Consider the following 25019-nt stretch of genomic DNA (forward strand, 5'->3'; position numbering starts at 1 on the left):
CCATTACAATAACTTTGCGCTCTTTGTATGCTTCTTTTTTTGTAACATTTCTAGTCCCCTTTTCAACCCATTATACCAATTTGCCTTTCTGAATATACGACACTAAATTGTAAGCACTGCCCGTAGTTTCTTTAATAGCATCATTGGTCTCTAAATCATTTATAATTTGAACTTTCCCTGAATATTGGTGATATGTTGGGGACGCATTTGCAAATGAACCAAACCCTATAGTCAACAAACTAACAGCTACAATACTGGCAAAAAGTTTAAACTTCTTCATTTTGCTCTCCTCCGGATTGTAATGTGGTTCTCACTATTTTCGGTCATTCAATTATTATAATTTTACTATTATTCAGTTTATTTCGTAAAGTATTTATTGTTAAAATCGCTATATTTAATTGATATTTCATTAGTATACAAGGTAAAGTTACTATTTTCACCGCTGGGTGTTATACAAGAAGACCAACTACTTTTTATTTATAAGTAGCTGGTCTTCTTCTATATGTTTCAATATTGTTTATCGTTCTATCTCAAATTCCTGTGGTCCTGCATATGGTGGGGCGATGTTATATTCATAGAAAAAGATGACAGGGTTTCCTTGTTCATTAATATAGAAGTTTTTAGATGTAAACTCGTCTATTCCTCCAGCACCCTTTGAAGCGTAATATTCCTCATAATACCATAATAGATTTTCATCAGCCTTGGCACGCTCCTTCACTTGACGTTCAATCTCAGGATCTACTATTTTCTCGTAATCGGGACCTAGTAAATCAACAAGTGTTAGTTCCTTTCCTGTTGTCAGATCAATATTATAAAAATATTTCGTGACAAATGTTAATCCGTTCGTTGTTTCTGTTTCACTAATGATAAATGACAAAATCTGTTCATTTGAACTTTTCACTTCATAATCAAATTTGTATATGCTCGGCGTATATTCAATATCCTCCGAATACTCCCCATCTCCAAGGTAGTTTTTTTTGAATTCCGCTGAGTCTTGCCTTGCCTTCTCAGCAAGACTCTCAATTTTTTTCTTAATCATCGTATTGATTCGATTTTCTATCGATGGATTACGCATATCAGTAAATTGTGGAATTTTAATATGCGCATCAATATAATCGGTTTTCTCTATATATTCATCTATTGTAATTACTTTAGCTACTGCCCCTAGTACAGGAACTTTTGATACTGCCAGTGCAAATGTAGGGCTTAAGTTTACAAAGAACATAAATATAAGACATGCCGTTAAAGGAATTGCAATAGATTTCATTTTCATAATTGTTACTCTCTTCTTCGGAGCCATCTCATTTTCAGCCTTCGTTAATACTTTTTTTCGTATCAATTCCTTATTCGCTAAGTTTTCTTCAATAACACGTTTTAATACTTTTCGTTCATGCTCTCTCATTTAGCTTCAACCGTCCTTCCCAAACTTTTTTCGTATTTCGTGAGTGGTGCGGTAAATATAGTTTTTTATCGTCGATTGGTTTAAATGCAGTAATTGAGCAATTTCAGGAATTGATAGTTCAGCATAATAAAATAAATAAAACACCTTTTGTACCTTTTGTGGTTTTGATTGCAAGAAGCGCCAAATAGCCGATAGCACTTCTTTATTTTCTAATGCAATTTCTATTTCATTTTCGTATAGTTCACTATTTATATCAGCCTGATTATATTCTTTATCTTCTTTATTTATATCAAACAACGGTATGAGGCTTTTTACTTTTTCCTTTAAAGAATAATGGTTGTAGATTTTCGATTTAGCGATGCGTATTACATAGGCCTCTGGATTTTTAATATAATCGTGTCCCTTGTTCTTTAGTATTTGATAAAGTGCTAAATATGTTTCTTGAATAATATCAGGAATAACATTCGTATGATTGCATTTACTAATGACATATATTAAACATTGATGATAAGTTTTATCATATATTTCGTTAAATTTTTCTTCGACTACTTGCGTATCCAAAGACTCACCTCCCTTTAATGATACGAGGGGATGCAATCTACGAATGATTGAACAAATATCCTAAATGTTTTAATTAGTTTTGTTTTTTGGCACAATTAATTGCCAAAATAGGGATCGACTTTTTCTTCTTGTAGTGTTAAAAGTTCCGATACTGTTACAAACTCATATCCCTCTTTTTTTAACGTTATTAATAACTCTGGTAAAGCTTCTGCTGTTGCAGTATGAATATCGTGCATTAATACGATAGATTTATTAGAGACATTATTTAAAATTTCTTCTTTTATCGTTGCTGGATTACGACTTTTCCAATCTAGTGAATCCACAGACCATAGAATGGTAGTATAATTATTTGCATTTGTATAGTTTAAAATATCTTGATTGTATACCCCATATGGAGGTCGAAACAAAGTTGCTGTTATACCTGTCGCCACTTCAATAATATTGTTTGTTTTATCGATTTCTTCTCTCATTTCTTTATGCGTCAATTTCTTTAAATTTGGATGACTAAATGTGTGATTTGCTATTTCATGACCTTCAGCAGCTACTTGTGCCGCAATATTTGGATACATTTCAACTCTGCTTCCTAGCATAAAGAAAGTTGCTTTTGCTTCATGTTGCTTTAAAGTTTGCAATACTCGTGGTGTTACTTTTGAGCTCGGTCCATCATCAAAGGTAAGCGCTATGTATTTTCCATCTGGACGCAATACAGTTGTTTCTACTTCTTCTATTACTTCTTCCACGTTAGCTTCATTTTCTTCTGCTATTTCTTCGGTTTCTACAAGCCTTGCCGCATTACTAACAAGATTTTCAGCTTGTCCATGATCCTCTATTTTTCCACCTATTAAGTAATAACTAGCTCCTAGCATTATAGTAAAGAACACAATGACCGCCACAATTCTAGTCCATCTAATTCTTTTCCTACCTTTCATTCCAATACACCTTTCTTTTCTAAATTTAATCTTTATAAAATAGAAGAGAATAAGAGAGTTGAAAAAGTTTCAATGAACTTTAAAAAAATATATCTTTTTTGTAGCATATGCTATAGCATTTTTCTACTTAGCCAATCTATAAAAAAACAGGTCTCTCAAGAGGACCTGTCATTTGTTATTGCTTATATGATTAATCAACAGTTTTTCCACTTGTGATTTGAGAGCCTGATTAGCATAACGGAGTACTACATCATTACCTGCCGTCGCGACTTGCACGTCACTAAAATATTCATCTACAGGCTGCCATCCTACTACGCGTATGCGATGCTGTGCAAGCTGACGTTTGAGGTTAAAATATTCTTGACGTAGTTCCTTAAGCAATGAATCCATTAAAGGAAGAAAGACTATTTTCATTTTAAATTGTTCCGCTTTTTGATAATCAATTTGCAATGATTTCACAGCTAACTCCAACAATAAATATTTGTGTAATAATTGTCTTTCATCGGCTTTAATCATAATAATCAGCTTCCAATTGTGCTGATTGTATATGCTGTAATGGAATGCGTATAGTCCTCATCAGTGTTTCCAGTATAAGTTCATTTGTATTGAAATTAATTGATTTTATTAATCCAGTCCATTGCGTAGTTTTACTGTCCGTCCATACTTCTAACTTAACGTCGCTTTGCTGATGATAGGCTTGATTTATTGTTTGTTGTAATTCTTCTAGCTCCCAATCCGTTAGCTCTCTTGGTGGCTCTATATATTCTGTTTGCTTACACACTCTCAGCAGCTCCAAATGTTCTGGCAACATCATCGATGCCCATTTAATACTCCCTCTATCCTTTATCATTTCATTCACTCCTATGCCAAATGACCACCAACTAAGCGATCTCGTTTAATAGCTGTACCAGCTCTTGTATAAGACACGGCTCTTAATATAGAGGTAGCTCCAAACCTATTGCGTATTGCATCCATTGTAGGCCCTATGATTTGTCGTTGAGGTTTACGTTCATCAAATAAATCCAACTGAATGCTATGTTCTTTCTCTAGGTTGGATATTCGGACTGATAATTGTCTTGCTGGCTCTCCAGCAAAGTGCTCATCCAGTAATTCAATACAAGCTTTATACATCACAAGCGTTTCACTTGTTGGTCCTGCAATGGTTTTAGAGCGATGAAACCCTTTGGTCATGGCATTATGACTATATGAAAGACCTAAGCTAATTGTACGCCCAACAAACCCTGCATCACGTGCGCGTTTCATTACGTCTTCACACATTTCTAAGAGCACTACAGAAATATCTTTACGTGTGTGATAATCTCTCATCAGCATTTGACCCTTACCAAAACTTAAAGCGCCGTTTGTTATTAACGGCTCCCCTAATTTGGATAAATCTATTCCCCATGCATGGTGATAGAGTTGATTGCCCATTACACCAAATCGCTCTTCTAATTCTTCTAAATCTGCATTAGCCAAACCACCAACTGTTTGTATTCCCATAGCATTTAGATTTGCTTCCATTCGTTTTCCTATGCCCCACATTTCGGATAAAGGTCGTACAGGCCATAATTTCTTCGGAATATCCTCATACGTCCATTTGGCAAAACCAGTTTTCTTGGCATCGAGGTCTAAAGCTAATTTGGCTATTAACATGTTTGGGCCCATTCCGACTGCACTTGGTACATTAAATTGGTCCAGAATAGCTCTTTGTATTTCCTTCGCCGTTTCCTCAGGCGAGCCCCACAGCTTTTCAGTACCAGTTAAGTCAACAAAGCTTTCGTCTACACTATACACATGTATAGCCTCAACTGGTACGTAATTAGAAATCAAATTGGTAATTGTCATCGACATTTGAATAAAGAAACTCATTTTAGGCTCAAACAATCTAATGTCAGGATGCTTCGGTATCTCATAACGACGACTTCCAGTTTTGATTTTAAATTTTTCTTTCATCAATGGTGATGCAGCAAGTACAACGCTGCCTGGTTGGTCAAAGTTTGCTACTACTGCAACTGGATTTTCAAGAATATTTAACCCGTGTAACATTGCTACACAGCTGGCATAAAAGCACTTCATATCAATACACATAATAGGTCTATTTGGCATACCTTCATAATTCATACAACTTCACGCCCCTTACGAACAATAGGAATAACGGCTAGAACATTACTGATTAAAAAAGTACGCCTTGCATGTCTTGTAAAACAAAATGCTTGAAATGAATCGCCAACAATTTTAATGACTTTCACACGCCTTTTTGTGACGGAACCATCTTTCGCTATATACATCATGTTCACTAATTGATTGCGTTGCATAGCTTTAATCAGTTGCTCTCTCATCTTCGTTTTCCTCCTCAGTGCCAGTCATTCAAAAAATTTTGCTCCACTAGCAACATCTAATGGCACAATAATTTTCCCTTTCCCTATCTTATGTAAGAACACTTGTTTGTATACATATTAGAACAAATGTTTGTATCTTGGCAAGATTAAATTTTTGGAAACAAAAAAAGACCAGTTACTCAAATGAGTTCCTGACTTAACCTTAACTTGCAAATAATTGGAAAATAGCTATGCATCAGTGCATGATGCAGATCGTTTGCAGCACATAATATTTCACTTCTAATAGCTAGCTAATAAATCGTGCTCATCTCATGTTTGTATTATTCTCCAGAACTCTCCTGCTTACTAATAGGAATGATTGAAAATTATTGAAATAAGTATAGAACATCTTATTAAAGTCTATTCTAAAAACTAAGCAATAAATGTGAGGAGCCTACAATTCAACATGAAATTTAAACTACCTTTCAGGAAAAAAAAGACTCCTGTAGAAGTACCTATGCCTAAAGAAAATCGTGAGAAAATTGCCCAATCAACAGATTACTTTATTCAGTCAATAAAAGACGCTACGAATAATCCATCTGATTTAATTATTAAGTCTGTTCCTCCCAATATTAGTCTGATTTATATAGATAATTTAGTCGATAAGCAGACATTAAACAATGATATTATAGCCAATTTACAAGACAAACCAAATGAAACACCAGAAAACATAAAGGCTAATCTTTCGATACCTGAACTTACTGTAATCAGCCATCTAGTGGAAGCAACTGAAGCAATAGTAGATGGATCTGTTGTGATTCATGTAAATGGCTTCGCACAACTAATAGTAGCCAATATTGCGAGCCGAGAATCTCGATCATTGTCTGCTCCTGAAAATGAATCACAAGTGATTGGAACACAGGTTGGCTTTAACGAGAGTCTTCCTACAAATATTTCTTTAGTTCGTCGTTATATAGTCAATACTGACCTATGTATTGAAGAAATAAAAGTGGGAAAACGTACAAATACTTCCGTCACGCTTTTATATATGAATGGTATTGCCGCCGATGAAATGGTGAATACGTTACGTCAAAGAATTACAGAACTTAACATAGATGCACTACTCGATAGTGCGGTTCTAGCTGAAATGATTGACGATAACTCCATGTCCGTCTTTCCTCAAATGTTGTTGACTGAAAGGCCCGACAGATTTTGCGATTGTCTATTAGATGGAAAACTGGGTATTATCGTGGATGGTAGTTCGATGGCTATCGTTTGCCCTCAATCTTTTACTGAATTTTTTCATAGTCAGGAAGATCAAAACTTAAGATGGCAAATTGCTACCTTTGTTCGGATATTGCGCCTTACTGCATTCTTTATATCTGTTTATTTAACACCGATTTATGTTGCAGCATTAACTTTTCATTATGAGGTTATTCCTCAAGCTTTCTTAATTCCACTAAGTGAGTCTAGAGCATTAGTGCCTTTCCCACCAATATTCGAAGCATTACTCCTTGAGTTTATTATTGAATTACTGAGAGAAGCTGGAGCAAGATTACCAACAAAAATCGGACAAACTATCGGTATTGTGGGTGGTATTGTAATTGGAACCGCAGCAGTACAGGCAGGTATTACAAGTAATATATTACTTATTATTATTGCATTAAGCGCATTGGCATCATTTACTTCACCAAGCTATATGATGGGTAATGCAATCAGGCTTATTCGGTTCCCAATTATTATACTTGCAGGATTTTGGGGTTTTTATGGTATCATGCTAGCCTTTTGTTTTATATTAATTCATCTAATCCGTCAATCTAGTTTAGGTGCTCCGTATATGTCTCCACTTTACCCACCTAGAATGAGAGGCATGCTAGATAGCGTGATTAGAATGCCTAAACCGTTAACGGCAAGAAGACCCGCCATGACAAGGCCTGCGGATGAGGAAAAATTTGCCCCTGAACCTGTAAAACCCGAAGAAAGCTGAAATGAAGGTGAAATGAATGAAAAATCCTATACAAATTGGTCCTCAAAACATGATAAATGCTTACTTGCTTTTTTTTGTCATTCACAGTGCACAAATAGGAGTCGGTATACAGGGATTTCAACGTATTATATATAAAGATGCGGGACACGATGCATGGATTTCAGTTCTATTGGCTGGCATAGCCACACATATCGTTGCTTTTTGTATGATAAAAACATTAGAAATATACGGTTCAAATGATTTATATGGGATTCAACAAGATATCTTCGGCAAGTGGATAGGCAATTTTTTAAACGCCATCTATATAGCTTATTGCTTTGTAGCATTTTTGTCTGTGTTACGTAATTACATGGAAGTGATTCAAGCATGGATTTTTCCTAGTATCGGTGCATGGTTTCTATCAGCTACTTTACTAATAATCATTATCTATGCTTTCACGGGTGGACTTCGAGTAATTGTGGGTGTTTCTTTTTTTAGTATCGTACTCTCTTTATGGATTTTACCTATGTTACTATTTCCAATGAAGTTTTCAACAGCAGATAGTTTACTTCCTGTTTTAGAAACGAACTTTAGCTCAATATTAAAAGGTGCACAATCGATGACCTTTACAATTATTGGATTTGAAATACTTAATATAATTTATCCTTTCATAAAGGACAAAAAAAACGTCCGTAAGTATACACATTTAGGTTTGTTGGCTACCACCATCATATACCTAGCAGTGATGTTAGTTTCCATTACTTACTACAGTGAAGGAAAGCTACTTAAAACAATATGGGCAACACTGACATTATTTAGTTTTATCAGTTTTCCTTTTATGGAGCGATTTGAATTTGTAGCAGTTTGTTTTTGGATGTTAATTATTTTACCAAATCTTTGTCTCTATTTATGGGCTGCTTATCGAGGAACTCTACGACTAATAAATATAAGTAGCACGAAATTTGTATGGATTTTCTCTTTTCTTATTTTCACTGTCTCACTACTGATTCAAACTCGTACCCAAATCGATACGATTAACACGTATTTTGGAAAAGTAGCTTTTTATATCATCTTTGTATATCCAATTATCTTATTTTTCTTCGCGATACTTAAAAAACATTTCAAATCAAAGAAGGAGCATAAAAATGAAAAAGCATAGACCAATTATTATCCTTCTTTTATTATTACTTTTTTTATGCGGCTGTGCAGAGACCAATATTTTAGATCAAGTCGGCTTAACGACTTTAATTGGCTACGATGTAGGAAAAGAAGAGGAAATAGCTACAACAGCCGTTATTCGTGAAGTAAATCCTGAGTTTCAGAGTAATGTTGAAGTCATTACAACAGAGGACGCAACGAGTAAAGGAAGTCGGATGAAGTCTAATCGAAAGCTGTCTAAAAAGATTATGGTCGGTCAAATGAGGGTCATATTGTTTGGCGAAGAATTAGCGAAAGATAAACTGCATTATTACATTAATACAAACCTTGAAAATGCAAGCGTAAGCAATAGTTTGTATATGGCTGTTGTAGAAGGTAAAGCAGAATCATTACTTAAATACGAATATAAAAATATTGATGATATTGGTCAGCATATATATAAGCTTTTAGAACAAAACATTAAACAAGAGTATACAATTTCTCCAACACTTCATGAAATTGCTCACGATTATTATACGACGGGTAAAGATATAGCCATGCCTATAATAAAAAGAGATGAAGAACTTGTTGAATTAAGTGGAGTAGCCCTTTTTAAAGATGACAAAATGGTCAGTACACTCCCAGCGAAAGATAGTTTTTACATCAAAGTTGTTAGAGATACATTTAAGGTAGGCATATTTGAAACAACATTAGAAGAAGAGGATCTCCCCCCATCATTACTGAAGAGCAAAGAAAAAGTCCCTGTAGCTTTTGATGCCATTCAATCACAAAGAAACATTCAGTTAGTAGATGCTTCTAAAACAGAATTTGACCTAAACATTAAAATGAAAGCACGCGTATTAGAAATACACCAAGATATAAATTTAGGCAACCCTAAAAAAGTAGCAGAACTTGAAAAGGCAATTAGTAAAAAACTAACAAAGGATATATCGAGAGTGATTGCACAAAGTCAGGAGGTCCAATCCGATATCTTTGGATTTGGAGAGCAATATAGAAGCACTGTGCGAAACTCGAATTTGACAAAAGAAAAATGGCATGAAATTTATAAAGACATCAAAGTGAATGTGAATGTCGACTTTGTTATCGTAAGGAATGGCGTTTTCGAATAAATGACTAAGATTCTTCAGAAGTTAAAGTCAATTATTTTAAATCGCTGTTTATTTGTTGGCCAGTCATAACGGACAAAAAATTGTGAAAAAACTTTTCATAATTTATATCGAATGCAATCCGATGCTTTTTTTGCCCAGTATTTAGGTTTTCATATGTTAGGGTCTCTGCAATACTTTGTCCTCTTGCAGGACCGTCCAGTTTGTCGATGACGGTTACAGGATATGACTCATATGTGAACATGTCAGGGTTCATAACAGCCATAAGGGTAAGTGCATCGTGAAGAGGACTCCCTAGAAGTGAGGGGTCCCTTTCTTTATAAAAACGCGTATAATACTCCATTAATGGTTTGAAAATTTTTGCCTTCCCAAAGTGGTCGATATAGTCCACCATGCCAGGTGTAACAATAGCTTTTTGTGTTGCATTTAAAGGAATGATTGTCACATTTTTAGCATAGTTGAGTACAATGTTTACCGCGAAAGGATCTCCGTGAAAGTTCGCCTCAGCGATGGACGTTACATTTCCTGGAACCCCAAAAGCGCCACCCATAATATAAATTTCCTTTACATTTTTCATTAAATCTTTGTAGAAGATAAACATTGTAGCTAATGAGGTAAGCCGACCGATATTTACGATAATCAGCTCATCCTTATATTTTTTTATGATATTTACGATTTCTAAAAAGTTTTCCGTTTTAAAATCGTAGTCTTCATTTAGTATAATTGGTCCAAGACCATGTTCTCCATGAATTTCTGGAAAGTATGTTGGCTGTTCCCCAGTTAAAGGTACTTCTGCCCCTAAAATAACAGGAATTTCCTTAGGGAAATTAAACAATTTCATTAAATACAAAATATTCGCAACTGCAACTTCTCTAGATACGTTTCCGTAATCTGCAATTAATCCAACAATTTCTATTTCTTGATGTAATCTAGCGTAGATTAATGCAGCTGTATCATCAATGCCAATATCCCCGAATAAAAGCACTTTTTTCACGAAAGAACCCCCTTTTATTTCCACGAAAGCTATCCTTATAGAAGCATACATAGTATATGAACAAAAGAAGTGATTCGTTATTAATAAGGATTTTCCAAACGTTTGAGATCTAAAAACTATCCAAAATTCGAATAGATTCAGAATGGTTTAAAAAACAAGAAGGCAGACTATGTCCAACAAACATTACACAAATTAAAGAAGACATACCTATTACTCATCCTGAAAACAAAAATGCCCGCTATTGAATAGCGAGCATAAATGTCAATTGATATTGCGTGCCAGACACTTAAGTGTATTATTTGCTTCTCACAAACAATAGTTTGTACCATTGATTAACTAAAAACGGCAAGAACGATAAGCTATAAATAAAGCCTAATTGTGCGCCAGTTAATGGGGCAACTTCAAATATATTCGTAAACGATGGTACAAATAATACAACATGTAAAGCAATAAAGCCGATTAAAAATGCTAACCAAGTATATTTATTCGAAAATACACCGATAGCAAAGATGGACTGTTTGGATCGGGAGTTAAAGCCATGAATAAGTCTTGATAAACATAGCGTTGTAAATGCCATTGTACTTGCTGTTAAAGTATCTCCTGTTGACAATCCTATTTCGAAAGCAACCGCCGTAGAAATAGCAATTAATAATCCTTCAAGTATCACTTGGGTTGTAAATATTCTATTTAGTAATGGTGTGTGAATATTTCTTGGCTTGTCCTTCATTGTATTTTTATTATTTGGTTCCAACCCAATGGCAATTGCTGGCAAACTATCAGTAAGCAAGTTAATAAATAATAGATGGACAGGCGCAAATGGAACTGGTAAACCTAAAACAGTTGCATATAAAACTACAAAGATCGCCCCTGCATTGCCTGAAAGCAAAAATAAAATGGCATTTTTAATATTTGTATAAATACTTCTTCCATTTGATATTGCTTTGACAATCGTTGAAAAATTATCATCCGTTAAAATCATAGAAGAAGCATCTTTTGCCACCTCGGTACCAGTTATCCCCATCGCTACACCAATATCAGCTTGCTTTAAGGCTGGTCCATCATTAACACCATCTCCTGTCATAGCAACGACGTTTCCTTTTTCCTGCCAAGCTTTTACAATACGTATTTTTTGCTCAGGTGTGACGCGAGCATACACTGAGTAATCTTGCACTTTATCTTGCAGTTCTCGATCAGTTAATTTTTCAATTTCAGCTCCTTCAATCGCTTCTGTTGGATCCTGTAAAATACCAATTTGCTTAGCAATTGCAGTAGCTGTTATTTTATGGTCACCTGTAATCATTACAGGTTTAATACCTGCATTAATACAGCTTTCGACTGCCGCCTTTGATTCTTTTCTAGGAGGGTCCATCATTGCGATTAATCCGACAAAGATTAAATCTCTTTCGTCTACAGCAGAGATTGCCCGTGGTTCATATACCGCCTTGTAGGCAATAGCCAATACTCTTAAACCATTCATCGAAAAGTCTCGGTTAACTTCTTCGATTTTTTTCTTATGCTCATGAGTAATAGTTAATAAACCATTAGAAGTATGAATTTTCGTGATTTTCGAAAGTAAAACATCTAATGCTCCTTTTGTAATCATAATATTTTGCTGATTTATACGATTCACCGTACTCATAAGCTTTCTATCAGAATCAAAAGGAAGCTCTGCCACCCTTGGACAATTTTCTCTGACGAGTAATTCATCAAAGTCATATTGCTTTCCTAATTTCACAAGCGCAATTTCAGTAGGATCACCGATTTCTTTATGATCTCTTTCCAACGCATCATTACATAATATTGCCTTCCAAATAAGATCTTTTTCGATTGTGTTTCTCATATTAAGTTGATCATGCGGAATAACTTTTTGATCAACATATAAATGCTGCACAACCATTTTATTTTCAGTTAAAGTGCCAGTCTTATCAGAACATATAACAGAGACACTCCCTAAACTTTCAACAGCAAAGAGTTTTCGTATAATAGCATTTTCCTTTGCCATTTTTTGAGTCCCAAAAGCCAATACAATGGTCACTATTGAGCTTAACGCCTCAGGTATAGCAGCAACTGCCAATGAAACAGCGAACATGAAGGATTCTACCAACTCACGCCCTCGAACAAGGTCAATCGTGAAAATAACTACACAGATCATCGTAATTCCTAAAGCTAATTTTTCCCCAAACTGATCTAGACTAACTTGTAGAGGTGTCTTCTTTTCTTTCGCAGTATCTAGCAAATTGGCTATTTTACCAATTTCCGTTTCCATTCCAATAGCAGTAACAATCACAATACCTCGACCATTCGTAACAAAGCTCCCTGTAAAAACCATATTCTTCTTATCAGCAATCGTTACATCTTCCTTGATGGGGTCCGCAAATTTTGCAACGGCCAAAGATTCACCAGTAAGAGAACTTTCATTTATATGAAGATTATGGCTCTCTACTAATCTTCCATCAGCATTTATATAGTCACCCGCCTCTAAATACAGCAGATCTCCTACTACTATATCTTTAGACGGAATCTCGATAATCTGATTGTTCCGCATCACTTTCGCAATAGGCGAGGACAAAGCTTTCAAATTGCCTAAAGATTTTTCCGCCTTTACATGCTGTACAGTACCGAGAATAGCATTTAAAATAATGACAATTAAAATGACAATTGTGCTTTCTACTTCACCTAATAGAAATGAAATTATAGCAGCTATCATTAAAATGATAACTAATAAATCCTTAAACTGACCGAAAAAAACGGCAAGTGTACTTATCTTTTTAGCTTCCTCTAATACATTAAAACCATACACTTCTTGCCTTTTTTGAACGTCAGAATCACTCAATCCTTTATTGGTCACGCTCAATTTATTCATGACTTCTGCGGACGACTGCTGATGATATTGTGTCATTTCATTTAGTTCTCCTTCCAGTGTAATTTTATTAGACGATCATACTCATGACGAAAAACGATTGCTGCTATTTTACAAACAATAGCGTCTCGCAAAACTCAAATAGACTTTTTTAACCTATGTGTCATTCATCGTAGAGTTGACTATTTCAATAGAAGGAAAATGTCTATTAAATAGTCTTTTAGCTACCAAATTTCAATTTCCATCCTATCTACTCCATCTCCAAATATTCGAACTATAACAATCTATTCCTTGTCCTAATCCAGTATGATAATAATTAATATAGAGATTTAAATTTTTGTCCTATCGGTGACGTAAACTTGCAATCGTTACTTGCTCGACAAAAAAGACACTCCCTAACATTCAGCATCAAAGGGAGTGTCCATTACTTTATCAAGTACTATATTTAAATGATTTCAATGATAGGCAAAGTGCTAAGACGAAGCATCCAATTAAGATAAATAAGGACTGGCACCAACTAGTCAAATTCATTAGTAAAGCCCCTTTAATTCCATGTAAAAACCATTCAAATGGATTGATTAAACTGATATATTGGACCATTTTAGGAGATTTATCCATTGAGAAAAATGCATTACTACATAGTAGCATTGGTATCATGAGCGCATTAGCCGACATACTTAAATGCCCTTCATTTTTTACTAAACTTGAAACAAAAAAACTAAGAAATACAAAACTTAAAGATGCTATTAAAATAATGGGAGTCATGAAAAGGATCGTGTTGAACGAGAGATGTAGTGGATGAATGACTTTGTAAAAGAAAAGCACGATATATGAAAGTATTATGGCGATGAACGACCATGCACAAGAAACGCTAATAATATACTTCCATAAAGGCAAAGGAGTTGCGTGAAGCAAATTGTAAACGCCTCTCTTGCGTTGTGATAAAGAGACAAAAGCAGTAGTCATAAATGAATAAAAGAACACACTAGTTGCAATAATTCCATTCACATAGTTTTCAGCATAGCCTGGGGTAAATATTTTTATGGCAACAATCGCAGTAAACGGCATGATAATTGACCAAAAAAGTAGGTACATATCTTTTATTGCAACTTTCAAATTTAACATGAAAATAGCCTTCATTGAATCCTTCCCCTCACTTCGTTAATTTTAAAAATAAATCTTCTAAATTTTGAGTATGATATTTCGCTAGTAAATCATGGTGAGTACCGACCGCAACAATTTTACCTTTATTCATCATAATGATTCGGTCAGCAATATTGCTCACTTCCAACATATCGTGAGAAGCAAAAAGCACCGCCACACCTTTTTCCTTTAAACTTTTCAGCATGCTTTGAATGTCCTTTTGGCCTCTTAAATCTAATCCAGCAGACGGCTCATCCAAAATTACTAATTTGGGATTATGCAACGTTGTCACAACAATGGCTAAACGCTTTTGTTGACCTAAAGATAATTTAATGGCAGGCGTATTTTTTACATGTAATAAATCAAAAGAAGCAAGTTTTGCCTCAATCATTTTATTGGAAAGAACAACATTATAAAATGCAGCGAATAGTTTAATATTATCCTCTACCGAAAAGCCTTCAAAAAAAGGAGTAGACTGGAGCTGGGTGCCAATTTCTTTTTTATAATTTGGCGTCCAGTAATGAATCGTTCCAGCATCTTGAGCAATAATGCCAAGAAGCATACCGATTGTTGTTGTTTTACCAGCGCCATTCGACCCTATTAGTGCAATTGTTTCCCCCTCTTCAATCTCGAAATTTATAGCATCAACAACACAACAATCTTTATAGTATTTTGTTAAATTACAAGCACTTATTAGTTTTTTCACTAGCTGCCCCCTATTCAACATTGTATACTCAACTTTGACTATAAACGTATTTTTTAACTCCCTCATTCATTCGAGAGAGTTATTTTGATCTTTTTGCATTATCTTTATAGCTTGCTGGACAAATTTTTGTTGAACTTTCACAATTTCCAACATATTAGCAAATGCTAGTTGCGTTAGCTCTGGAATTTCACCTTGCATCGCATGCATTTTCGCCTGATAACCGACTGTTATAGCTTTTTCTTCATCGTCCAAAATTTTCTTTTGCTTTTCCAATGCACAAATAGCTTTTTCATTAGGAAGCTTAAATGCAAAGGACACACCCGAGTACAATGTCGTGGGATACACAACAGAAGATTGTTCTAGCGCTTCGATAATTAATTGCTGTTCATATGCTTTGCCCTTTTCAGTAATTTGGTAAATAGCCTTTTGTCTAAGTCCTGTCGATTCAATACTGGCAACCTCGATATATCCATCTTTTTCAAGCTTTTTCAGAGCATTGTAGATAGAGCCAATAAGAACGCCACCCCATCTTTCGGCATCATTCAATTCAAGCATTACTTTAATATCGTAGCCAGTCATCGGCTTTAAGCCCAGCATTGCAAGTACTAATAATTTCGTCACAATAATCACCTTTTTATATTCAACGTTGAGTAAATTGAATATAACTGGAAATTCATTGTTTGTCAATAGATGCTTACCTACTGTGATGACGCATCTCCATTGATTTCAAAAGATTTATAATACATAAATACAACTTTAATTTTTATTTTTGTGGTATACTACTTTGAGTAGCACCATCAAAGGGCACAACCAATTCTCTAGCTGTAGCGTATTTCATACGTTGCAGCTTTTTTAGCTCTAATTGAATGCTTAGGCTTGAGTGTGCGTAGGTCTGGCACATCTAAACGCTTTGTAAAGAAGAAATGGTACATAAATTAGTATTATATCTATATAAATCCAATCAATACATTAAAGTAAATATAATCGTCTTGAATAATATACAGTTTTAACAAGAAAAGCCACGCTCATATAATTGAACGTGGCTTTTCTTGTTATAGCAAAACCTTCTTTTAGTTAATAAATGTAGAAATCTTTCCACTATAGGTAGCTAAATAACCCTTTCCCGCTGGCATAGCTCCTTGTAATCTTAGATTTCCTCTATATAAATAACCATCAATCCATTTTTCATAAGGATACAATGTTGGTATAGAACTATTAAATGTATAGTACACTTGATGTGATGCATCTGCATAAAGATAAAAACCTCGCGGATTAATATCAGATTTAGTGATTGTCTCTGATATTATTTCTCCATCTTCATATTCTTTATTGATGTCGAAGCCAAGTGGTAGTTCTTCAGGTTCTGCTACAGATTCTGCTATAGGCTCTGCTATTGGTGTAATTTCCCTAACATCATTAGAGCTTGTTTCCTCGGCAGCTAAAGAGATTGCCGAAAATGCAAAAATTCCAAAAACTAATGTAAACGCGCACAACAAAATACTTAGTCTCTTCATTTTCTTCATCATCTCCTTAATATTGAAAATCACTTTAATTATAAAAAACAAACACATAATATTCAATATTTTTTCACAATTCAAACTACTAAAATTAAAAAGTTCAGGCTCAATATTAATGAAGTAACTAGACTTTTAATAACGGTTATTTATCCAATGACAAGATGACATGTACAGATTACTACTGTGTGCTGGGGGTTATTGGAATAAGGGTATCGCCACTGTCAAAAAATGGATTTTTGAAGAAAACTTATTAAGACAAGCATCTTTCTGGTCTGGTGAAGGAATTATTGATTTAGAAATTCACAGCACACAGCATCTTGCAAGAGGATTACGATGGCAAAATTCTTATCTAGGCAAGCACTCTATATAGGAATAACCCCGTTTAGAGTGCTTGCGCGTTTAGCTGAATGGCGTTTGTCACTAATTTTAGAATATACCTAATTATTTTCTTTATTTTTCAAAATGTTTTTAAGCTCTAAAAATCCCGAGATTAGCATTAATATAGCTAACGGTATAAATAAGAGTACAAACACTTCTTGGTTTATGTTATTTGTAATTAATAGAAGTAAGGCAAGGATTGTGATTACAGTAATAAAGCCTACATATTTATAATATTTGTTGGAAGTACATTGCACCCTTTCTAACTTTTTAATTATTTGATTTTTCGGTTATTCCTAGTATATAAATTAGGTAGTTCTACATATGACATTTATTAGTTCCTTCAGCAACAGATAATAGCAAAAGGGAGGTGAATTTTGTGAAAAATAAAACTATTTTTTATATTTTTTTAACATTATTCGTCATTTTCTGTCTAGGGATGCTATCATTCTATAGTCTTAGCAATGAATAGCAATGTTTATCTATCATCATTCGTATCCAGGCAAACAGCCCAATCTATAACCATTTTAATGCAATAAAAGTACTCTAAACAGGTGTAGCCTTGTTTAAAGTACTTTTATTGATTAGTACAATCTTATGATTTCATTTCTTGCCATTTCCAATATGCTTCATATAGCATATCGTGTAGAAATTCCTCATACTCTCGTTCCTCATCTAGACCTCTCTGTTCTAGTTTTAGCCCTAACCACACCGTATCATCATTTCTAAATTTAGGATCACCAACACCATCTATAATACAGAAAAAGTGAAAAAAGGTTGAAAGCATCCGATCGCGAACAATCTTTTCAATGCCACATATACTATGAAAATCAAATTCATTTGCTTTTAACGCTTTAACTTCTTCATCAGTTAATTTTAACTCTTCCTCTACGCCTATTATCGCATTTTCTGGATGACGTAAACTATCACCCATTTTAGAGTATTCTTTAATTAATTCATGAACCTCCATTAGTAAACTCATTTGACTATCCATCTAAATCACCACTTTTAAGTTAATTTAGAGAAAAATCCTCAACTATCATTTCTGAGCTATTTTCTTAGTGGTAGCTTATTTACTTACGCCATACAGTTTAAAAAGTTCGCCGGATTCATATTGTTCAAGAACTATGCTTGCATGAAAACTGGTCATATTCTGTCCCATTCCTGCAATCTTTTCAAGCATTTTTAAAGCATCCGCTCTGCGATAGTCCACTACAATTGCATAAATACTGCAAACATATAAAACAAAAGTATTTTCATGTAGAAACAACTCATCTAACACTGCTGTAGCAAGTTCGGATGATTGCTTTAGTTGATCCAAAATAACTAGCAATGCCCTATTGGATTTATTTCCTCTTTTATAATCTCCAGTCATCTGCGTTTCTTCTGCTATCAAGCAATGATTGATAAATGTTTCAACTAATATTTTCTCATCTTGCACATTATCACCTCATATTATTATCGTAGACTATCCATAATTTTTATACCATAATCATATTGATAATCCCAACTCTTTCCAGCTATCCAATCCCTTACTCGTTTACCTTCCGTATGAGGTTGAATAGAATTATAGTATCCTGTAATTCTTTGATGATGTTGTATATCAATGGATACGATATTACGAGTATTGTGAATAGATGTTTTACTAAAGCCAGACTTTGCAATTTGTGATTGTTCAACAATATGATGCCATTGTCTATTTGTACCAGCATTCCCTAAGAATTTTCTTAAAGAGTCAAAACTATTAAAGCCTCTATGAGATAAGTTTTTAATTGGTACTCCAAGAACATACCTGGCAGTTGTTCGAATTGCAACTCCTCCAACAACATACACAAAAACCGGTAATACAGAAGCATTTAATTCAGTTGAATCAATATTGTAAACTTCACCTGTTTCAATGTCTTGTAAACTTGCTTTAAATACATCGTCTTTGTTTTCATGCACAACTGCCGCGAGTTTTTTATGAATCTCTTCACCTTTATCGTCTATAAAGGTACTAGTTAAGATAATTGTATCGCTTTCTGGATACATATCTAACTCAAATCTAGCATCGAAATCAGTTGTTTTTAAATTAAGAGTTACAATAATTTGTCCATTTTTAAGGAATTCGATGCCTAAATCCAAAGATTCAATATCTTCAAGTGTTTCCTTTCCATATAAATTTTTAATTTCGTTTTCTATCTCTTTCCTTATTTCCCTTTCTACATCTTTAATTTCTGTATCAATATCATTTTGCAACTGTTTTTCATTATTATTTTCAATATTATTTATAGGTATAATCGTACTTGCACCTGCAGGCGGGATAGTTACACCGAAAATCAAAAAAATAACCATTAATATAGAGATAATCTTTTTCATAAATAATCTCCTTTCGTTATTAATTATCTTCTATAACCCCATATCCATATTCACGATCCAAACCTTCTTCACCTAAATCTTTTGCCTGTTGCTTTAACAGTGCCACTATTGATTCCTTACTTAACGATTTCTTTTTTGCAGCCATTAGGCTGGCAATATATTTAGTAGCTTTGGCAGTTGCATAGGACGTCCCAGTAAATTTTCTGTAATATCCATTTTTGTCTATAGCTACGACATCTTCTCCCACAAAGGCGAAATCAATTTTTCCTTTTCCTGTTGAACTAAGTCGTCTCAACTCAGTATCTGTAGCAGTAATAGATATCACTTCATCATATTTTGCTGGATAATCAACACCAAAACCGAAAGTGTTGCCAGCAGCTGCAATAATAAGGATTCCATTTGCAACGGCTTTACCAATAACAGTTTTGACAGCTAAATTTTCCGTTTGGTAACCAAAGCTGATATTGATAATATCTACTTCTTGCTCAATACACCATTCGATGGCTTTAACTAAGTCTTCTGCCTTCCCCTTACCGTCCTTGTCCAAAACTTTCACATCAATCAAGTCAATCTCACTATTTTCAATAATATTAGCAATTGGAGTTCCATGACTCATTTCATCAATAGTGGGCGATGTCGGGTCTATTGCATTAAATTCATCAACAATACCACTTTCCAAAAATTCTTCATTAATACCACTATCTAAAATTGCCACCTTAAACCTTTCTTTTTGGACTTCCTGATTTTCTGATACAACATGATGAGTAAACACTAAGATAATGATTAAGGTAGCAAATACAAAAAAAGAAACTTTTTCATATATACCTCCTTCAATACATTTCAGAAATTAATAGTTTTGTCTTTCTCGACAATTATATATTAATTGAATATTTAAAAAAATTGAATACATTAAATACAAATTTACTCTTAAAATTCATTTTTTCGACACTTTTTTCAGTTCGAGTACAAAGGTTACTTAAATATTTCGACATTAAATTTGATAGTTTTATTAAAAAGGAATTTAATAAGAGAGTTCAGAAAGACTTTGATGAGTTTTTTCGTAAAAATACTGATTTTGCTATATATGTATGAGTCATTTTACTCCAAAAAAAGAACACACATTCCCCCCTCTTTAATTTCTTTATCGTGAATATTTAGTTTTATACTAAGACAATGGTGCGAGAAGATAATTTAAAACTAGAAAATATAGTGTCGGATAATCTGTTGGTATTTTCTAACAATTATAGACGCAACCAACAAAAAAAGATTGTAAATGCCCCCGAAAATTAGGAGCATCTACAATCAAACAGTCTCTATTAACCTACTTTTACTTAATACTTTTAGCAGCTTGCTGAATAAGTGCAGCTACCATCGTATCCATTTGTGCAAAACGATCATCCTTCGTTTGCCCGTTTACATAGCGGTAATAAATCTGTTGGCAAATCACCGCTAATTTAAAATAAGCAAATGTTATATAATAATGGATTGCTGAGACATCACGGCCACTTTTCTCCGCATAGCGTGCGATAAACTCTTCTCTTGTATAAAAGCCAGGTAAAATCGTAATCGGTGGCTCCCCTAGCGCATACAACAACATTTTTGGGTCATCTGCATGCATCCAGTAGCTCATGGCAACACCGAGATCAGCTAAAGGATCCCCTACTGTTGTCATTTCCCAATCAAAAAGCCCAATCATTTGTGAAAAATCGTGTGAAAACATCGCATTATTGAATTTATAATCATAATGAATAATTGTCGCTTCAGCATTTGTCGGTATATTGGCCTTTAACCAAGCCGTTAGCGCTGCTACCTCTGAAAGCTCCGCTGTTTTTGCTTTATCGTAACGATCAATCCAGCTATGCACCTGACGTTCCATAAACCCATCAGGCTTGACCATGTCTATTAAGGGCGTTTCCTTATATGGTATGGCATGGAGTGCTACTAATGAATCCACCATTTTTTCAGATAACTGACGTGCTAGTTGTACTGTCGTTTCTGTACCAGGTGGAAAATGGGTATCCAATACAATGCCCTTTTTTCGTTCCATTATGAAAAAATCACTGCCGATAATGCTATCATCATCGACATAAACATATGGTTTTGGCACAACGGCTAAAAAAGGATGAAGCGCAGATAAAATGGTAAATTCACGCTTCATATCATGCGCCTTTTTTGCCACTGGTCCAAGAGGAGGTCTTCGAAGTACGACTTCAAAATCCGCTATTTTCAAACAGTAAGTTAAATTAGAATGGCCAGCACTAAATTGAGAAATTTCTAGTTTCCCCTCTGGTAGATCTGGGAATTGTCGCTTTAAAAAAGCATGTAATTGCTCTGCATCAATCCGTTCACTTCTTCTTACTTGCATTGTATCCATAGGAACCCCCCTTAAATGATTGCGCTCATACCACCATCTACGACAATAACCTCACCTGTAACATAATCTGAAGCTGCAGCTGCTAAAAATAGTGCAACTCCCTTTAAATCATTTTCAGAACCTAAACGCTTTAAAGGTGTAGCGCCCATTAAATAATCTTGTCCTCTTTCAATTAAGACATTCGACATTTTCGTTGGGAAAAATCCCGGGGCAATAGCATTGACGTTTACTCCAGCAGGTCCCCATTTCACCGCTAAATCTTTCGTTAACGTAATGACTGCGCCTTTACTTGCATTATAGCCGATCGTATCCATAAAATCAGGTAGTGTCCCACCAAGCCCTGCAATGGAAGCAATGTTAATAATTTTCCCAGCGTTTTGTTCTAGCATCACTTTGCCAACTGCCTGTGTCATTAAAAATGTCCCATTGACATTCACATCAAATACCTTTTGCCAAGCCTCGTACGGCATGTCAACAGCAGGCGTACCCCATGAGGCGCCACTATTATTTACTAAAATATCAATCTTGCCGAACGTCTCCAACGTTTTCGTTACGACATTCGTAATCTCTTCTGGTTTTGTCACATCACAGGCAAGTGCTAGTGTTTTGACACCCAATTTCGCAAGCTGTCCAGCTACCTCTTCACAAGCCTCCACTTTTCGTGAGCAGAGCACAACATTAGCACCAGCCTCAGCAAAGCCTTGGGCAATTTGCGCGCCGAGTCCGCGCCCACCACCAGTAACAATAGCGGTTTTCCCTTTTAAGCAAAATAAATCTAGTACACTCATTTCACCAGCTCCTTTTGCTTATTGGCATGTTTTTTCAGTTCCAACTTCGCTACAGTATTGCGATGTACCTCATCTGGTCCGTCTGCTAAACGCAAAGTTCGCGAATTGGCCCATTGTGCAGCTAATGTTGTATCGGGTCCCACTCCAGCAGCACCAAATGCTTGAATTGCACGATCGATAACACGCAATGCCATATTCGGTGCAACAACCTTGATCATCGCAATTTCAGCCTTCGCCTCTTTATTACCTACCGTATCCATCATATAGGCAGCCTTTAACGTAAGTAGTCTTGCCTGTTCAATATCAATGCGTGACTCGGCTATACGTTCACGCATTACGCCTTGGTCTGCTAATGGTCGATGGAAAGCATGGCGCTCCTGTAAACGGATACACATTTCCTCTAAAGCACGTTCGGCTGCTCCAATTAGGCGCATGCAATGATGAATCCGTCCTGGACCTAAACGACCTTGTGCAATCGCAAAGCCTTTGCCTTCACCCCATAAAATATTTTCCACAGGTACTCGCACATTTGTAAACGTAACCTCACCATGTCCTTCTGGTGCATGATCATAGCCAAAGGCAGTTAACATGCGCTCTATTTTAACGCCAGGTGTATCCATCGGTACTAAAATCATCGATTGTTGTTCATGTACAGGTGCCGTAGAACCCTTATGTTTTCCCATAAAAATAGCGACTTTACATCGTGGATCTCCAGCACCCGTTGTCCACCACTTATGACCATTTAAAACGTAATAATCGCCATCACGTTCAATACTAGCCTCAATATTTGTGGCATCACTTGAAGCTACTGCTGGCTCTGTCATGGCAAAGCAAGACCGAATCTCCCCACGTAATAGCGGTTCTAGCCACTCTTTTTTCTGCTGTTCAGAGCCGTAGCGTACAAGTACCTCCATATTCCCCGTATCAGGTGCATTACAATTAAAGACTTCCGGTGCTATTAATGAACGCCCCATAATTTCACATAAAGGAGCATATTCTAAATTCGATAAACCTGCGCCATACTTGCTATCAGGTAAAAACAAATTCCATAGCCCCGCTTCCTGTGCTTTACGCTTTAATTCTTCCATAATAGGAGGAATCGCTCCCCAACGATCCTCCATTGCCTCCACCTGTGCCGCATATACTGCCTCATTTGGATAAATATAGTGCTCCATAAAGTTCGTCAGTTTTTCTTGCAGATCTACTACTTTTTCACTATAAGAAAAATTCATATAAACGCCCCCTTTGATTGACAACGTGAATGGAAAATGAATGATTGTTCATTCTTATTCTTATATTAAATGTTACCGCTATATGCCATGTAAATCAATCATCAATTCCATAAAAAATAGAATAAACGAGATAATACGTTCACAAAACAGCTAAAACAAGCTCCATTTTTTCCTTTATTCCATAAAACCTATTCAAGGTATTAACTATTCTAGAAAAATATAATTATTATTTTTCGCTGTCAAAATATTGTATAACACCATCAATAAATTGGCGGATTGCAGAGGGAAGATGCCGATTTTTCAAATACACTAAATAAACATGTCGCTGTAAATTCGGGCAATCAATTTCTTTCTGAACAATTGTTTTTGCAGTTGGTCCCTGTAAATAATTTTCTGGCAAAATCGTAATTCCTAAATTTTCACGAACGAGTGATACAGCAGTTTCAAAACGCTCGATTTCAAATTGTACATTAATCTCTTGATTTGCATTTTCAAATGCTTTCAAAATATCTTGGCGTGTTTGAAAACCGTCTGTACTAATGATGAAAGGTTCGTTACCTAAATCCGCAATAGATAAAACATCTTTTGCCGCTAACGGATGGTTTAAAGGCAACACTGCTACTAGTCTTTCCTCATACAAACACTTCACTTCGAGCTCTTCATCATCTATTAACTGATTTGTAATAATAACATGTGTTTTATAACCTTTTAGTGATTTTTTAACACGTTTGCTGCCTAAAATATCTACTAAATGGAACTTCATCTGTGGATAGACCTTTTTATATTCAACAATCGCTTTTGGTAACCAATGCTTAATTGATTCCATCACACCTATAGTCAAATCACTTGTACCATGTACAATGACCTCGTCCATTTCAATTTTTAGCACTTCCATATTTTTTAATATAACTTTTGCTCTTTCATATAGAAGCTCACCCGCTTCAGTTAAGTGCAAATTTCTTGTATTTCTTTCAAGCAAAGCAGAACCCACTTCTTGTTCTAATTTTTTAATTGCATTACTTAAAGAAGGCTGAGAAATATGCAATTTTTCGGCTGCTTTCGAGTAATTCATGTGCTCTATTACTGCGATAAAATATTGTAATTGTTTTAAATCCAAAACAACATACCTCCCTATTTATAGTTTAAAACTATAGATTAATAATAATTATATATTAGTAAATATAATTATGTGAATATATAATAAATTAACACTACATGAATAATGTTAA

26 protein-coding genes are annotated in these 25019 nt (G+C 35.1%); 4 read left to right on the forward strand and 22 right to left on the reverse strand.

The genetic code is table 11. The features are described 5' to 3' along the window. Nucleotides 1–70: 70 nt before the first annotated feature. The 8 genes from JNUCC52_RS03340 to JNUCC52_RS03375 form a co-directional block, all read right to left on the reverse strand. Nucleotides 71–280, reverse strand: coding sequence for a hypothetical protein (locus JNUCC52_RS03340; RefSeq protein WP_337981397.1), 210 nt, complete (start codon nucleotides 278–280; stop codon nucleotides 71–73). Nucleotides 281–517: 237 nt separating this feature from the next. Beyond that, on the reverse strand, nucleotides 518–1402 hold the full coding sequence (locus JNUCC52_RS03345) for a DUF3298 and DUF4163 domain-containing protein (protein ID WP_337981398.1): 885 nt from the start codon (nucleotides 1400–1402) through the stop codon (nucleotides 518–520). A 6-nt stretch (nucleotides 1403–1408) separates the two neighbouring features. Then, nucleotides 1409–1963, reverse strand: coding sequence for an RNA polymerase sigma factor (locus JNUCC52_RS03350; protein WP_172771342.1), 555 nt, complete (start codon nucleotides 1961–1963; stop codon nucleotides 1409–1411). 95 nt (nucleotides 1964–2058) lie between these two features. Beyond that, nucleotides 2059–2892 carry a polysaccharide deacetylase family protein gene (locus JNUCC52_RS03355; protein ID WP_172771341.1) on the reverse strand — a complete coding sequence of 278 codons (834 nt, stop codon included), beginning with the start codon at nucleotides 2890–2892 and terminating at the stop codon, nucleotides 2059–2061. A gap of 168 nt (nucleotides 2893–3060) precedes the next feature. Then, complete coding sequence (locus JNUCC52_RS03360; RefSeq protein WP_172771340.1) at nucleotides 3061–3408, reverse strand: YhjD family protein; 348 nt, start codon at nucleotides 3406–3408, stop codon at nucleotides 3061–3063. Beyond that, on the reverse strand, nucleotides 3401–3742 hold the full coding sequence (locus tag JNUCC52_RS03365; protein WP_172771339.1) for a YolD-like family protein: 342 nt from the start codon (nucleotides 3740–3742) through the stop codon (nucleotides 3401–3403). The genes JNUCC52_RS03360 and JNUCC52_RS03365 overlap by 8 nt, the downstream gene beginning before the upstream one ends. A gap of 11 nt (nucleotides 3743–3753) precedes the next feature. Beyond that, complete coding sequence (locus tag JNUCC52_RS03370; RefSeq protein WP_172771338.1) at nucleotides 3754–5013, reverse strand: Y-family DNA polymerase; 1260 nt, start codon at nucleotides 5011–5013, stop codon at nucleotides 3754–3756. Beyond that, nucleotides 5010–5231, reverse strand: coding sequence for a transcriptional regulator (locus JNUCC52_RS03375; protein ID WP_172771337.1), 222 nt, complete (start codon nucleotides 5229–5231; stop codon nucleotides 5010–5012). Before JNUCC52_RS03375 ends, JNUCC52_RS03370 begins: the two co-directional genes overlap by 4 nt. 445 nt (nucleotides 5232–5676) lie before the next feature. Here JNUCC52_RS03375 and JNUCC52_RS03380 point away from each other — a divergent pair, with 445 nt between their 5' ends. The 3 genes from JNUCC52_RS03380 to JNUCC52_RS03390 are packed head-to-tail and all read left to right on the forward strand — an operon-like array spanning nucleotide 5677 to nucleotide 9443. Continuing rightward, the gene (locus JNUCC52_RS03380; protein ID WP_172771336.1) at nucleotides 5677–7197 is read left to right on the forward strand and encodes a spore germination protein; all 1521 of its coding nucleotides are present in this window, start codon (nucleotides 5677–5679) and stop codon (nucleotides 7195–7197) included. A gap of 16 nt (nucleotides 7198–7213) precedes the next feature. Beyond that, nucleotides 7214–8335 carry a GerAB/ArcD/ProY family transporter gene (locus tag JNUCC52_RS03385; RefSeq protein WP_172771335.1) on the forward strand — a complete coding sequence of 374 codons (1122 nt, stop codon included), beginning with the start codon at nucleotides 7214–7216 and terminating at the stop codon, nucleotides 8333–8335. Further along, nucleotides 8322–9443, forward strand: a complete 1122-nt coding sequence (locus JNUCC52_RS03390) for a Ger(x)C family spore germination protein (RefSeq protein WP_337981399.1) — start codon at nucleotides 8322–8324, stop codon at nucleotides 9441–9443. The genes JNUCC52_RS03385 and JNUCC52_RS03390 overlap by 14 nt, the downstream gene beginning before the upstream one ends. Before the next feature lie 31 nt (nucleotides 9444–9474). Here the strand turns inward: JNUCC52_RS03390 and JNUCC52_RS03395 are convergent, their stop codons facing one another. From JNUCC52_RS03395 to JNUCC52_RS03420, 6 genes are all read right to left on the reverse strand, one after another. Continuing rightward, nucleotides 9475–10485 (reverse strand): nucleoside hydrolase, encoded by a 1011-nt coding sequence (locus tag JNUCC52_RS03395; protein WP_172771333.1) that lies wholly within the window; start codon nucleotides 10483–10485, stop codon nucleotides 9475–9477. Between the two features lie 244 nt (nucleotides 10486–10729). Continuing rightward, nucleotides 10730–13333, reverse strand: a complete 2604-nt coding sequence (locus JNUCC52_RS03400; RefSeq protein ID WP_337981400.1) for a cation-translocating P-type ATPase — start codon at nucleotides 13331–13333, stop codon at nucleotides 10730–10732. A gap of 393 nt (nucleotides 13334–13726) precedes the next feature. After that, the gene (locus JNUCC52_RS03405; protein WP_337981401.1) at nucleotides 13727–14434 is read right to left on the reverse strand and encodes an ABC transporter permease; all 708 of its coding nucleotides are present in this window, start codon (nucleotides 14432–14434) and stop codon (nucleotides 13727–13729) included. A gap of 13 nt (nucleotides 14435–14447) precedes the next feature. After that, nucleotides 14448–15143 (reverse strand): ABC transporter ATP-binding protein, encoded by a 696-nt coding sequence (locus JNUCC52_RS03410; RefSeq protein WP_337981402.1) that lies wholly within the window; start codon nucleotides 15141–15143, stop codon nucleotides 14448–14450. 66 nt (nucleotides 15144–15209) lie between these two features. Further along, nucleotides 15210–15764 carry a PadR family transcriptional regulator gene (locus JNUCC52_RS03415; RefSeq protein WP_172771330.1) on the reverse strand — a complete coding sequence of 185 codons (555 nt, stop codon included), beginning with the start codon at nucleotides 15762–15764 and terminating at the stop codon, nucleotides 15210–15212. A gap of 449 nt (nucleotides 15765–16213) precedes the next feature. Then, nucleotides 16214–16657, reverse strand: coding sequence for a hypothetical protein (locus JNUCC52_RS03420; RefSeq protein ID WP_172771329.1), 444 nt, complete (start codon nucleotides 16655–16657; stop codon nucleotides 16214–16216). A 169-nt stretch (nucleotides 16658–16826) separates the two neighbouring features. On the opposite strand from JNUCC52_RS03420, the gene JNUCC52_RS03425 reads away from it, so the two are divergent. Next, the gene (locus JNUCC52_RS03425; RefSeq protein WP_337981403.1) at nucleotides 16827–17030 is read left to right on the forward strand and encodes a hypothetical protein; all 204 of its coding nucleotides are present in this window, start codon (nucleotides 16827–16829) and stop codon (nucleotides 17028–17030) included. 603 nt (nucleotides 17031–17633) lie between these two features. On the opposite strand, the gene JNUCC52_RS03430 is transcribed toward JNUCC52_RS03425, so the two are convergent. From JNUCC52_RS03430 to JNUCC52_RS03465, 8 genes are all read right to left on the reverse strand, one after another. Beyond that, nucleotides 17634–18032: a hypothetical protein gene (locus tag JNUCC52_RS03430; RefSeq protein WP_172771328.1), complete on the reverse strand. Its 399-nt coding sequence runs from the start codon at nucleotides 18030–18032 to the stop codon at nucleotides 17634–17636. A gap of 75 nt (nucleotides 18033–18107) precedes the next feature. Further along, entirely contained in the window at nucleotides 18108–18479 is a 372-nt protein-coding gene (locus JNUCC52_RS03435) for a hypothetical protein (protein WP_337981404.1), read from the reverse strand. A 17-nt stretch (nucleotides 18480–18496) separates the two neighbouring features. Continuing rightward, nucleotides 18497–19396, reverse strand: coding sequence for an SAR2788 family putative toxin (locus JNUCC52_RS03440; protein ID WP_172771326.1), 900 nt, complete (start codon nucleotides 19394–19396; stop codon nucleotides 18497–18499). Nucleotides 19397–19415: 19 nt separating this feature from the next. Further along, nucleotides 19416–20111: a S8 family serine peptidase gene (locus JNUCC52_RS03445; protein WP_337981405.1), complete on the reverse strand. Its 696-nt coding sequence runs from the start codon at nucleotides 20109–20111 to the stop codon at nucleotides 19416–19418. Between the two features lie 612 nt (nucleotides 20112–20723). Further along, the gene (locus JNUCC52_RS03450; protein ID WP_337981406.1) at nucleotides 20724–21770 is read right to left on the reverse strand and encodes a phosphotransferase family protein; all 1047 of its coding nucleotides are present in this window, start codon (nucleotides 21768–21770) and stop codon (nucleotides 20724–20726) included. 11 nt (nucleotides 21771–21781) lie between these two features. Further along, nucleotides 21782–22558, reverse strand: coding sequence for an SDR family oxidoreductase (locus JNUCC52_RS03455; RefSeq protein ID WP_172771323.1), 777 nt, complete (start codon nucleotides 22556–22558; stop codon nucleotides 21782–21784). Then, nucleotides 22555–23790 carry an acyl-CoA dehydrogenase family protein gene (locus JNUCC52_RS03460; protein ID WP_337981407.1) on the reverse strand — a complete coding sequence of 412 codons (1236 nt, stop codon included), beginning with the start codon at nucleotides 23788–23790 and terminating at the stop codon, nucleotides 22555–22557. Before JNUCC52_RS03460 ends, JNUCC52_RS03455 begins: the two co-directional genes overlap by 4 nt. A 226-nt stretch (nucleotides 23791–24016) precedes the next feature. Beyond that, complete coding sequence (locus JNUCC52_RS03465) at nucleotides 24017–24907, reverse strand: LysR family transcriptional regulator (RefSeq protein WP_172771321.1); 891 nt, start codon at nucleotides 24905–24907, stop codon at nucleotides 24017–24019. Between the last annotated feature and the right edge of the window lie 112 nt (nucleotides 24908–25019).

This window comes from Lysinibacillus sp. JNUCC-52 (assembly GCF_015999545.1).
Classification (GTDB): domain Bacteria; phylum Bacillota; class Bacilli; order Bacillales_A; family Planococcaceae; genus Lysinibacillus.

Bases quoted from the DNA above. Each gene is read 5' to 3' on its own strand.
- JNUCC52_RS03340 (WP_337981397.1), bottom strand. From the start codon at position 280: ATGAAGAAGTTTAAACTTTTTGCCAGTATTGTAGCTGTTAGTTTGTTG.
- JNUCC52_RS03345 (WP_337981398.1), bottom strand. From the start codon at position 1,402: ATGAGAGAGCATGAACGAAAAGTATTAAAACGTGTTATTGAAGAAAAC.
- JNUCC52_RS03355 (WP_172771341.1), bottom strand. From the start codon at position 2,892: ATGAAAGGTAGGAAAAGAATTAGATGGACTAGAATTGTGGCGGTCATT.
- JNUCC52_RS03360 (WP_172771340.1), bottom strand. From the start codon at position 3,408: ATGATTAAAGCCGATGAAAGACAATTATTACACAAATATTTATTGTTG.
- JNUCC52_RS03365 (WP_172771339.1), bottom strand. From the start codon at position 3,742: ATGATAAAGGATAGAGGGAGTATTAAATGGGCATCGATGATGTTGCCA.
- JNUCC52_RS03370 (WP_172771338.1), bottom strand. From the start codon at position 5,013: ATGAATTATGAAGGTATGCCAAATAGACCTATTATGTGTATTGATATG.
- JNUCC52_RS03375 (WP_172771337.1), bottom strand. From the start codon at position 5,231: ATGAGAGAGCAACTGATTAAAGCTATGCAACGCAATCAATTAGTGAAC.
- JNUCC52_RS03380 (WP_172771336.1), top strand. From the start codon at position 5,677: ATGAAATTTAAACTACCTTTCAGGAAAAAAAAGACTCCTGTAGAAGTA.
- JNUCC52_RS03385 (WP_172771335.1), top strand. From the start codon at position 7,214: ATGAAAAATCCTATACAAATTGGTCCTCAAAACATGATAAATGCTTAC.
- JNUCC52_RS03390 (WP_337981399.1), top strand. From the start codon at position 8,322: ATGAAAAAGCATAGACCAATTATTATCCTTCTTTTATTATTACTTTTT.
- JNUCC52_RS03395 (WP_172771333.1), bottom strand. From the start codon at position 10,485: ATGTATGCTTCTATAAGGATAGCTTTCGTGGAAATAAAAGGGGGTTCT.
- JNUCC52_RS03400 (WP_337981400.1), bottom strand. From the start codon at position 13,333: ATGACACAATATCATCAGCAGTCGTCCGCAGAAGTCATGAATAAATTG.
- JNUCC52_RS03405 (WP_337981401.1), bottom strand. From the start codon at position 14,434: ATGAAGGCTATTTTCATGTTAAATTTGAAAGTTGCAATAAAAGATATG.
- JNUCC52_RS03420 (WP_172771329.1), bottom strand. From the start codon at position 16,657: ATGAAGAGACTAAGTATTTTGTTGTGCGCGTTTACATTAGTTTTTGGA.
- JNUCC52_RS03425 (WP_337981403.1), top strand. From the start codon at position 16,827: ATGTACAGATTACTACTGTGTGCTGGGGGTTATTGGAATAAGGGTATC.
- JNUCC52_RS03430 (WP_172771328.1), bottom strand. From the start codon at position 18,032: ATGGATAGTCAAATGAGTTTACTAATGGAGGTTCATGAATTAATTAAA.
- JNUCC52_RS03440 (WP_172771326.1), bottom strand. From the start codon at position 19,396: ATGAAAAAGATTATCTCTATATTAATGGTTATTTTTTTGATTTTCGGT.
- JNUCC52_RS03450 (WP_337981406.1), bottom strand. From the start codon at position 21,770: ATGGATACAATGCAAGTAAGAAGAAGTGAACGGATTGATGCAGAGCAA.
- JNUCC52_RS03455 (WP_172771323.1), bottom strand. From the start codon at position 22,558: ATGAGTGTACTAGATTTATTTTGCTTAAAAGGGAAAACCGCTATTGTT.
- JNUCC52_RS03460 (WP_337981407.1), bottom strand. From the start codon at position 23,790: ATGAATTTTTCTTATAGTGAAAAAGTAGTAGATCTGCAAGAAAAACTG.